The 10,296-nt window shown below is 45.7% G+C and carries 12 protein-coding genes, 1 tRNA gene and 1 rRNA gene; 2 read left to right on the top strand and 12 right to left on the bottom strand.

Annotated elements, in window-relative coordinates:
* The 6 genes from H8Z76_RS13025 to galE all read right to left on the bottom strand — a co-directional run.
* Positions 1–105, bottom strand: a 16S ribosomal RNA gene (locus tag H8Z76_RS13025); the annotation flags it as partial.
* 474 nt (positions 106–579) lie between these two features.
* Positions 580–1,464: a cysteine ABC transporter substrate-binding protein gene (locus tag H8Z76_RS13020; protein WP_022515627.1), complete on the bottom strand. Its 885-nt coding sequence runs from the start codon at positions 1,462–1,464 to the stop codon at positions 580–582.
* A gap of 15 nt (positions 1,465–1,479) precedes the next feature.
* On the bottom strand, positions 1,480–2,235 hold the full coding sequence (locus H8Z76_RS13015) for an amino acid ABC transporter ATP-binding protein (RefSeq protein WP_022515626.1): 756 nt from the start codon (positions 2,233–2,235) through the stop codon (positions 1,480–1,482).
* 11 nt (positions 2,236–2,246) lie between these two features.
* A complete protein-coding gene (locus tag H8Z76_RS13010) occupies positions 2,247–2,924 on the bottom strand; it encodes an amino acid ABC transporter permease (protein WP_186982774.1) in 678 nt (225 codons plus the stop codon).
* Positions 2,905–3,564, bottom strand: coding sequence for an amino acid ABC transporter permease (locus H8Z76_RS13005; RefSeq protein WP_186982772.1), 660 nt, complete (start codon positions 3,562–3,564; stop codon positions 2,905–2,907). Before H8Z76_RS13005 ends, H8Z76_RS13010 begins: the two co-directional genes overlap by 20 nt.
* Before the next feature lie 179 nt (positions 3,565–3,743).
* Positions 3,744–4,760 carry a UDP-glucose 4-epimerase GalE gene (gene galE, locus H8Z76_RS13000; protein ID WP_022515623.1) on the bottom strand — a complete coding sequence of 339 codons (1,017 nt, stop codon included), beginning with the start codon at positions 4,758–4,760 and terminating at the stop codon, positions 3,744–3,746.
* Positions 4,761–4,963: 203 nt separating this feature from the next.
* On the opposite strand from galE, the gene H8Z76_RS12995 reads away from it, so the two are divergent.
* Entirely contained in the window at positions 4,964–5,797 is an 834-nt protein-coding gene (locus tag H8Z76_RS12995) for an AraC family transcriptional regulator (protein ID WP_186982770.1), read from the top strand.
* A 36-nt stretch (positions 5,798–5,833) separates the two neighbouring features.
* On the opposite strand, the gene rplT is transcribed toward H8Z76_RS12995, so the two are convergent.
* The 4 genes from rplT to H8Z76_RS12975 all read right to left on the bottom strand — a co-directional run bounded on the left by rplT (position 5,834) and on the right by H8Z76_RS12975 (position 7,230).
* Positions 5,834–6,190 (bottom strand): 50S ribosomal protein L20, encoded by a 357-nt coding sequence (rplT, locus tag H8Z76_RS12990; RefSeq protein ID WP_022515621.1) that lies wholly within the window; start codon positions 6,188–6,190, stop codon positions 5,834–5,836.
* Positions 6,191–6,215: 25 nt separating this feature from the next.
* Entirely contained in the window at positions 6,216–6,413 is a 198-nt protein-coding gene (rpmI, locus tag H8Z76_RS12985) for a 50S ribosomal protein L35 (protein ID WP_014079772.1), read from the bottom strand.
* Positions 6,414–6,437: 24 nt separating this feature from the next.
* Entirely contained in the window at positions 6,438–6,932 is a 495-nt protein-coding gene (gene infC, locus H8Z76_RS12980) for a translation initiation factor IF-3 (RefSeq protein WP_022515620.1), read from the bottom strand.
* A gap of 214 nt (positions 6,933–7,146) precedes the next feature.
* Positions 7,147–7,230, bottom strand: a tRNA-Leu gene (locus H8Z76_RS12975).
* Between the two features lie 165 nt (positions 7,231–7,395).
* On the opposite strand from H8Z76_RS12975, the gene H8Z76_RS12970 reads away from it, so the two are divergent.
* Positions 7,396–8,256, top strand: a complete 861-nt coding sequence (locus H8Z76_RS12970; protein ID WP_186982768.1) for a pyridoxamine kinase — start codon at positions 7,396–7,398, stop codon at positions 8,254–8,256.
* Positions 8,257–8,275: 19 nt separating this feature from the next.
* On the opposite strand, the gene H8Z76_RS12965 is transcribed toward H8Z76_RS12970, so the two are convergent.
* Entirely contained in the window at positions 8,276–9,559 is a 1,284-nt protein-coding gene (locus H8Z76_RS12965; protein WP_186982766.1) for a diaminopimelate decarboxylase, read from the bottom strand.
* Entirely contained in the window at positions 9,556–10,272 is a 717-nt protein-coding gene (locus H8Z76_RS12960) for a TrmB family transcriptional regulator (protein ID WP_022515618.1), read from the bottom strand. The genes H8Z76_RS12965 and H8Z76_RS12960 overlap by 4 nt, the downstream gene beginning before the upstream one ends.
* Positions 10,273–10,296 lie beyond the last annotated feature (24 nt).

The following is a 10,296-nucleotide window of genomic DNA, read 5'->3' as shown; positions in this document are numbered from 1 at the left end:
CAAAGCAATCACCCCGAAGGGATCAAGCAAAGCGCTTCGTTCGACTTGCATGTGTTAAGCACGCCGCCAGCGTTCATCCTGAGCCAGGATCAAACTCTCATGTTTAAAAGTTGATTCTTTCAGAATTTAGCTTGGCTAAATTTCCGTATCCAGTCCCGAAGGACCGTTACTGTTTTTGGGTGCGTCTTCTTTTGAAAACGCTGCGATTCTGCATTTGAATCGCGTTCTTTGAATTATTCTCTTACGAATCTTTCAAGGTTATTTCACTGTTCAGTTTTCAATGTCCTTTTGTTTGTGCTCTCTTGCGACAGCTTGTTTAGATTATCACATCTCAGCGTTGCTGTCAAGTGCTTTTTTGAAAAGTTTTTTGTTTTGTCATTTTTCTTTTCTAATCCAGCACTTGTTATCGCACATTTGCTCTAATTGTTTATCTGTCTAACACAATATCTATCAGACAGCTTAGATATAATAGCACGCAGAAACATATCTGTCAACCTTTTTTTGACATTTTTTGATATATTTCTGCGTGCCGCTTATTTTTTCTTATTTTATTTGCATAAAGCCATACAGAACCAGCGTTTAGTCTAATTTTCCGCCTTCTACGACCAGACTGTCGATATCTACTTCTGTTCCGTATACCGGTTCCAGAGTCTCTTTATAATCCTGATGGAAGAACTGCTCTCCTGCAAGAGATTCAATTTCACTGTTTACCCAGTCTAACAGCGTCTTATTGCCCTGTGCAACAGCAGGCGCAATCGTATCCTGATTACCGATAGAATCGATTCCTACAGAAAACCCGTCATTCTGAAGTGCCCAGGCAAGAACCTCGGTATTGTCTGTGGAGAGTGCGTCTCCTCTGCCGTCAAGAAGCGCATTATACGCGTCTGCGTACTGATCGAATTTCAAAAGGTTTACCTCCGGGTAGTTTTCTGAGAAGTATGCCTCTGCGGTTGTTCCCTTTGCAACGATCAATGTCTTACCGTTTAACTCATCTGCAGATGTGATCAGCGCATCATCCGGTGATACAACACCAAGTGCCACTTTCATATAAGGCAGACAGAAGTCTACGGATTCCGCACGCTCATCTGTAACGGTAAAGTTTGCGAGGATCAGATCTACTTTTCCTGTTTTCAGGTATTCCACACGGCTTGCCGGCTCTGTTGAAACATATTCTACGTCCACGCCAAGATCTTTTGCCAGACGATCCGCAAAATATACATCATATCCCTGATAGTCTCCGTTTTCATCTACATATCCAAACGGGTTTTTGTCGCTGAATACACCGATGGTGATCTTGCCGCTGTCTTTGATCTCATCCAGTGTACGATACACAGATGCACCTGCTGTCTCTGTGCCTGCTTCCGCATTTGCGGAATCGTTGTTGCTGCTTCCCTGGGATCCGCATCCTGCAAGTAAGGATACAGAAAGTCCTGCCGTAAGCAGTAAAGAAACTAATTTCTTCATAATAGAATCCTCCTTTTATTTGACCTGGTCAAATGTAAATGTATGCAAAAACCGACGCGCGCGCTCGGTCTTCGGCCTGTTAAAAAATTCTTCCGGAGCCCCTGTCTCCACGATCTCTCCGCCATCCAGAAATACGATCTTATCCGCAACCGCGCGCGCAAACTGCATCTCATGCGTCACGATCATCATGGTAGATCCACTCTTTGCGAGCTCCAGCATAACATCAAGTACCTCACGTACCATTTCCGGATCAAGTGCTGCGGTAACCTCATCAAACAGCATGATCTCCGGCTTCATGATCAGTGCGCGCACGATCGCCACACGCTGTTTCTGACCGCCGGAAAGCTGTCTCGGATACGCGTCTTTCCGTTCTAAAAGTCCGACACGCTCCAGAAGTTTCTCCGCTTCCGCCTCTGCCTCTTTTTTATTTCTCTTTTGCACCTTTGTCGGTCCAAGCAGGATATTATCCATCACTGTCATATGCGGAAACAGATCATAGCTCTGGAATACCATTCCTATCTTCTGCCGCACTTCGCTCCATTTTGTCTTTCCTTCTGAAATATTTTCGCCATCCAGACAGATCTCGCCGGACTGGATCGGTTCAAGCCCGTTGATGCAGCGGAGAAATGTACTTTTTCCGCAGCCGGAAGGTCCGATCAGCACCACCACTTCACCCTTGTGAATATCCAAAGAAACATCATTTAAAATCGTTCCTTCTCCATAGTCTTTATGCAAATGGCGTATTTCCAATAATTTTTCCGTTTCTTTCATTGATTGCTCCCTCAATTCTTCCATTTTTTCTCAAGCCTTCCAGCCAGCATGGAAACCGGCCAGCATACCAGAAAATACATAAAAAATATCGTCACATAGATCCAGAGCGCTGAATCCGGCACGGTATATCGGTTCGCCTCTATGATCTGCTGTCCAACCTTCAACACTTCCACCACACCGATCATAACGATCAGGGACGTTGTCTTTATCATTCGCGTAGCAAGATTGATCGACAGCGGGATCAGTCTCCGCAATGTCTGCGGAATGATGATATAGCGGTAGATCTGTGCATTCTCCATTCCAAGTGCCGCCCCGCTCTCATACTGATGCTTCGGGATCGAGATGAGCGCACCACGCACCAGATCTCCCATCTCCGCGGTTCCCCACAGGGTAAATACGATAACTGCGGATGTTTCCCCGGAAAGATTGAGCCCGAATGCTTTGGTTGCGCCGAAGTACACTAAAAACAGCAGCACCAGCTGCGGCATGATCCGTATAAACTCCAGATAGACACGGCTCAGACATTTGGTCACCGGGTTTTTAAATGTCATAACAACTCCAAGCAATATACCGAGCAGGACCGATAACAGAATAGAGACCAGAGAAAGCCGGATCGTTACCCAGAGTCCTCCGAGCAGTCTTATAAAATTATTTCCCATAAACAGAACTCTAATTCCCAAATCCTGCATAACGAAGTCTCCTTTCCAGTATGGATGCGATAATAGAAATTGGCAGCAGGATGATCAGGTACGCGATCACGAGCATAAGCAGAGATTCTTCTGTTTTATAATACAGACCGATCAGATCCTTTGCCACATACATAAGATCCGCCAGCGCCACAACGCTGAACACAGATGTCTCTTTGATCAAAAAGATCACATTCGCGCAAAGTGCCGGAACCGAAGTCGATAACGCCTGCGGAATGACAATATAACGCATCACCTGACTGTGTTCCAGCCCGATGCTGAGTCCCGATTCAAACTGAATCTTATCCACCGATTCCAGTCCGCTTCGGAATGCCTCTGCCATATAACTGCCTCCCAAAAATGTCAGTCCGATCACTGCACATGTCTCGGATGTCCAGACAATCCCCATCTTCGGAAGTCCGAAATATAATAAAAAGAGCTGTACTAACAGAGGGGTATTTCTGGAAAGTTCTATATATACTGCCACAATTCTTTTTAGCACCGGAACCTTATAATACTGAATCAACGCACAGACGAGCCCTGCCACCAGCGAAAGCAGGATTCCCGCGATGCTAAGCCGCAGTGTCAGTTTCGCCGCTTCCACATACATCGGTGCATATTGTGTCATAAATCCTATATCCACGCCTTTTTCCTTCCTTCTTTTAATTTCCATGTATTCATACCAAATTACTATGAATGCTAATACAAACCGTCCAAAAAGTCAATAGCTTTTTTTGTATCTTATAGCAAACAAAATTCCCCGGACAACACCGGGGAATTTTCATCACTTCTTTCGAAATTATTCTATATTATAAAATATGTTTAATCGTCATATCCGTTCGGATTGTTTTTCTGCCATCTCCAGGAATCTGCACACATTTCTTTAATTCCGTATTTTGCTTCCCAGCCAAGTTCTTTCTTTGCCTTTGACGCATCGGAGTAGCAGGTTGCGATATCTCCGGCTCTGCGTGGTTTGATCACATACGGGATCTTGATGTCATTTGCCTCTTCAAAATTCTTTACAATATCGAGAACGGAATATCCGTGTCCGGTTCCGAGGTTGTAGATGCAAAGGCCAGCTTTCTCCTCGATCTTCTTCAATGCCTTTACATGGCCGATCGCAAGATCTACTACATGGATGTAGTCACGCACTCCGGTTCCGTCCGGTGTGTCATAATCATTTCCAAATACCCCAAGCTCTTTCAATTTACCAACAGCGACCTGGGTGATGTACGGCATCAGATTGTTCGGGATACCATTTGGGTTTTCTCCCATCAATCCTGACGGATGCGCTCCGATCGGGTTGAAGTAACGGAGCAGGATCACATTCCATTCCGGATCTGCTTTCTGCATATCGGTCAGGATCTGCTCTAACATGGACTTGGTCCAGCCATACGGGTTGGTACACTGTCCCTTCGGGCACTCCTCTGTGATCGGGATCTGTGCCGGATCACCGTATACGGTTGCAGAGGAAGAAAAGATGATGTTTTTGCATCCATGCTGGCGCATCACATCCACAAGTGTCAATGTACCTGTAATATTGTTGTTATAGTATTCCCATGGCTTCTGCACGGATTCTCCGACTGCCTTTAAGCCCGCGAAATGAATACAACTGTCTAAGGATTCTTTTTCGAAAACCTCATTCAGTCTGTCGCGGTCTAAGATATCTCCTTTATAAAAAGTGACCTTTTTTCCGGTGATCTGCTCGACACGCTCTAAGGATTTCTCGCTGGAATTGCTCAGGTTGTCATATACCACCACATCATATCCAGCATTTAAAAGTTCCACACAGGTATGGCTTCCGATAAAGCCAGCCCCTCCAGTTACCAAAATTGCCATAACAAACATCTCCTTTTATCTGATCTTTTATGATTCTTCTGTTTCATTTCTGTAACTTTAGTCTAACGTCATTTTCCTTTTTCGTACATAAACAAATGTATAAAAAATATGTAATTATGTTGCATGACGATTCTCCGCATCTTATAATATAACTCATAAGACGAATTTTCGTTTCTTTTATTCTATCATAAAGGAGGCTTTGGATGAACCAGAATTACAAAAATTCCTACAAAGTATCGGAAAGGGGACTGGTCTCCCTGTCTGTTTATAATGTCGGTTTCCAGAAATGCGACCCACTTTACCAGTGGGGCCCCGGCATCCGGGATCATTACCTGATCCATTACATTATATCCGGCTCCGGAACCTATATCGTGGGCAAACAGCAGTATCACCTGCAGTCCGGCGACACTTTTTTAGTCTATCCAAATACGGAAGTCACCTATTTTGCTGACAGGGAGGATCCCTGGGAGTACTGCTGGGTCGGATTTACCGGAAGCGACGCTTCCATTATCTTAAACGCCACCGATTTCACCAGGGAACAGCCGGTGATCAAGGATACGCCGGAGGGCGACGCGATCAAATGCCAGCTTTTGCACATTTACGACGCCAGGGGAAATGAATTCAAACACGCCGTGGAAATGACCGGGCGCCTTTACACCGCGCTTGCACTCTTTATGCACAATGCGACCAAAAACACAGAAAACGCTTCCGTCAACCAGTATGTCCAAAAAGGCATCGAATACATTTCCGCCAATTACTCATACCCAATCACCGTGGAGGATATCGCGTCCTATGTAGGATTGAGCCGCAGCCATCTGTTTCGTTCTTTCGAGACCGTACTCGGGCAGTCCCCGAAGGAATATCTGACGGAATTTCGCATGAAGCAGGCCTGTTATCTTTTAGAACACTCCAGCCTGTCTGTCACCGCGATCGCCATTTCGGTCGGTTTTGACAACAGTCTTTATTTTTCCAAAACCTTTCACCGCGCAAACGGTCTCTCGCCCCGCGAATACCGTCAGTCAAAAAAATCCCCGTAGGCATCATCTGCCCACGGGGATTTCCGTTATCCGCAATTACGCAATCTTTGTTTTTGCAAGTTCTGCTAATGTTGCAAATCCTTCTGCATCATTTACTGCCATTTCAGCAAGCATTTTACGGTTCATTTCTACACCGGCTAATTTTAAGCCATACATGAATCTGCTGTAAGAAAGTCCGTTCATTCTGGCTGCTGCGTTGATACGAGCGATCCATAACTGTCTGAACTGTCTCTTTCTTTCTTTTCTACCTGCATAAGAACTTGTAAGGGCTCTCATAACAGACTGTTTTGCTACTCTATACTGTTTAGATCTTGCGCCTCTGTAACCTTTTGCTAACTTTAATGTTCTGTTATGTTTTTTCTTAGCGCCTAATCCGCCTTTGACTCTTGCCATGGTTTTATTCCTCCTTAACTAATTCCTATAAATATGGTAAAATCTTCTTCATGTTCTTAACGTTGGTTGCATCCGTCATAGCCGGTTTTCTAAGATTTCTCTTATTCTTTGTTGTCTTCTTCGTTAAGATATGTCTCTTGTAAGCTTTATTTCTTTTTAACTTTCCTGTTCCTGTAACTTTGAAACGTTTTGCAGCTGCTCTGCTTGTCTTCATTTTTGGCATTTTATGTTCCTCCTTTAAAATAAGTTATTTCTTTTCTGCCAGCACCATACTGATACTTCTTCCTTCTACCTTAGGTGCCTTTTCTACGACTGCCACATCTGCCAATTGCTCGGCAAAATCGTCCAGGATATGTTTGCTGCTCTGCATATGAGCCATTTCCCTTCCACGGAAACGTAAAGTAATCTTTACCTTGTTCCCCTTGGCAATAAATTTCTTCGTTGCATTGACTTTGGTATTCAAATCATTTGCTTCAATATTCGGAGATAAACGAATCTCTTTGAGCTCAACTGTTTTCTGCTTCTTTTTCGCTTCCTTCTCCTTGCGCGCCAGTTCATATCTGTACTTTCCGTAATCGATAATCTTGCATACCGGCGGCTTTGCAGTCGGAGCGATCTTTACCAGATCGAGTTCCGCTTCCTGAGCAAGCTTGTAAGCATCTCTCGCTGACATGATCCCAAGCTGTTCTCCGTTCTCTCCAATGAGACGAACTTCCTTATCTCTGATTTGTTCGTTGATCATTAACTCGCTAATGTCCGTGCACCTCCAAAAAATGATATATAATGCATAAAAAAATGTGGATAGGCAGTCTATCCACAATCAAACGAGTCGTTCTTCACGCTTTAAACAGAAACCATAGTCACGCATTTGTGCTAAGGTGAGAGTGGATATACTCTACTTTTTCCAAGCAACATTGACAGAATAACACAAAACAGGATACCCGTCAAGTATTTTCTGCCGGTGGCGGGACTTGAACCCGCACGACCTTGCGATCAACAGATTTTGAGTCTGCCTCGTCTGCCAATTCCGACACACCGGCATGTTGCATATCGGGCTTTTTGCCCGAACATATGGTATATTATCATATCCCATTTGTAATTGCAAGCAGTTTTTTTGTGTTTTCAGCTTGTAAGATCTGATTTTTTTCCTTACAATAGATACGATACTTTTGTTTCTAATTTTACAAGGAAAGAGAATCCAGACCATGAATTACAAAACACCGAAAAAGCTGGCTGTCATCCAGGATATGGCAGGCATCGGACGCTGTTCTTTGAGTGTCGCGCTTCCCGTTATCTCCGCGTGCCACGTTCAGGCATGCCCGATGCCGACTGCCTTATTTTCAAACCACACCGGCTTTCCAACCTATTATAAACACGATTTCACCCCGCACATTCCGGATTACCTGGATGCCTGGAAGAAATTAGACCAGCATTTCGACGGGATCTACTGCGGCTATCTCGGCAGCTCCGCACAGATGGAACTTATTTCCTCTTATATTAAAGAGGAAATATCTCTTCTGCCGGACACCCGTATCATGATCGATCCGGTATTCGGCGATCACGGACAGCTCTATCACGGTCTGTCCGACGACTATGTTTCTGCCATGCGCAGTTTCATCCATTCTGCGGATCTCATCACCCCGAATCTGACGGAAGCCTGCTTTCTGACCGGCACACCGTTTTGTGAGACGGAATGTTCTCCTTCCGTGCTTCACGCTCTGGGGGAGCGTCTGTGCGCGCTTGGTCCCTCCCGGATCGTGATCACCGGCATCCGGGATGGTGACTTTTTTGTTAATTTTACGTTTGATGCCGAACATAGCACATCGGACAGCTGCCGTGTTCCGGTAAGCGGAAGTTCCCGGCCGGGAACCGGTGACATTTTCGCGTCCATCGTCACCGCAAAGCTGCTCGCCGGCGTTCCGCTCAGTGAATGTGTAAAAACAGCAGCAGACTTCATCGCCGCCTGTACCAAAGCGTCCGATGAAGCCTGCGTGCCAGTCCGTGACGGTGTGATCTTTGAGCATTTTCTTTCTCTGCTCGCGACCTCCGGCCACGATCTCTATTAACTTTTCAGTAACCGGGTCTTTACATGTCTGCCGGATCTTTCATATCCTCTAAGATATCAAAGCAGTCAAACGTCTTAAAGTAATCTTCTGGTGTCTCCGCACGGCGGATCAGCTGTGTGGAGCCATCTTCCTTCAAGAGGATCTCCGCATGTTTTAATTTTCCATTGTAATTGTATCCCATGGAATAGCCATGCGCACCTGCGTCATGGATCACCAGAAGGTCTCCGATATCTACCTTCGGCAGCATACGGTCTACCGCGAATTTGTCACAGTTTTCACATAAGGATCCTGTCACATCATATTTGTGGTCGCACGGCTCCTCTTCTTTTCCCATAACGGTAATGTGATGGTATGCTCCATAGATCGCCGGACGCATCAGATCTACCGCGCAGGCATCCACACCGATATAATCTTTGTAGGTGTTCTTTTCATGGATTGCCTTTGTTACCAGACATCCGTACGGTGCAAGCATAAAACGTCCCATCTCTGTATAGATCGCAACATCTCCCATTCCGGCCGGAACCAGGATCTCCTCGTATACTTTCCTTACACCCTCTCCGATCACACGGATATCATTCGGTGTCTGATCCGGTTTGTAGGCAACACCGACTCCGCCGGAAAGATTGATAAAGCTGATCGAGCAGCCTGTTTTCTCACGGATCTCAAGCACCAGTTCAAACAGTGTGCGCGCCAGTGCCGGATAATAATCATTTGTAACCGTGTTGCTTACGAGGAATGCGTGGATACCAAAACGCTTTGCTCCTTTTTCTTTTAAAATACGGTAGCCTTCGATGATCTGATCTTTGGTAAATCCGTATTTCGCATCACCCGGATTGTCCATAATACCGTTGCTGATCTCATAAACTCCGCCCGGATTGAAACGGCAGCTGATCGTCTCCGGAATATGTCCGATCGCTTTTTCAAGGAACTCAATATGGGAAAAGTCATCCAGATTGATGGTCGCTCCGATCTTGTCTGCAAATACAAATTCCTCTGCCGGTGTGTCATTGGAGGAAAACATGATCTCCTCGCCTTTAAAATGCAGTGCGTCCGCGAGCATAAGCTCTGTGAGGGACGCACAGTCGCATCCGCATCCGTACTCTTTTAAAATGTTTAAGATAAACGGATTTGGTGTTGCCTTTACCGCGAAATATTCACGGAATCCCGGGTTCCAGGAAAATGCTTCCTTTACCGCCTGCGCGTTGGCGCGGATCCCTTTTTCATCATAGAGATGAAACGGGGTCGGATATTCTTTTATGATCTCATCTAATTTTTCCTTTGTTACAAATGGCTGTTTTTTCACTTCTTATTTTCTCCTTTCGTCCATTCAATCAGTTTTATTTCATTTTTTAATGAATCTTTAAAAATCTGAACAAAATTTGTCTGTCCGGTATACAGGCAGCTGCTGCCGTCTCCCAGCCCGACTTCTCCGGTCAGCACATGTGTGGAATCCGTGATCACACCAACCTGATAATCTTTCACCTGCGTCTCATAGACACGCGCGTGCTCCGGCATCTCCGTCCTGTCATCCGTGAGGATGACGACCTTGATCCCTGTCCGGCACATTTCTTCCAACTGTGGCAAAAACGATCTGATGACCGCATGCTCGGCTTTCAGGTATACCCTCTGCTCTGCCCGGGAAAGCATGCTTACGATCTTATCCGTGATCCTGTCATCCCCGGCAACCGTAAGATATCCTTCCGCTTCCGCCTTTTCCTTTGGCATGTAAAGCGTCAGTTCCTCTTTCACCCGCGTGAGCGCCCGGATCTTGTTTTCGCAGAACTCCGAAACCTCCACCGCTGTATAGCGGGTCGCAGCGCCTTCTTCCGGATATGCCGCGCCTTTATCCACCAGCCCTGCCAGTGCATTGTAGGCATTGGATCTGGAAATTCCCGTCTGCTTTGCCACTTCATATCCTGTCTGTGTCCCGGATACGACCAGTGCCAGATATACCGTCGCTTCCTGTCTGGTCAGCCCGAACTCCATCAGCTTTTCTGTCAGTTGATTCGCATCCATTTCCTGCTCCTTTTTATAGTGGTA

Origin of the sequence: Roseburia yibonii (assembly GCF_014297335.1) — a bacterium.
Taxonomy (GTDB): domain Bacteria; phylum Bacillota; class Clostridia; order Lachnospirales; family Lachnospiraceae; genus Roseburia_D; species Roseburia_D yibonii.
Note: the sequence above shows the minus strand (reverse complement) of the source record. Positions and strands in the feature narration are given on the sequence as shown.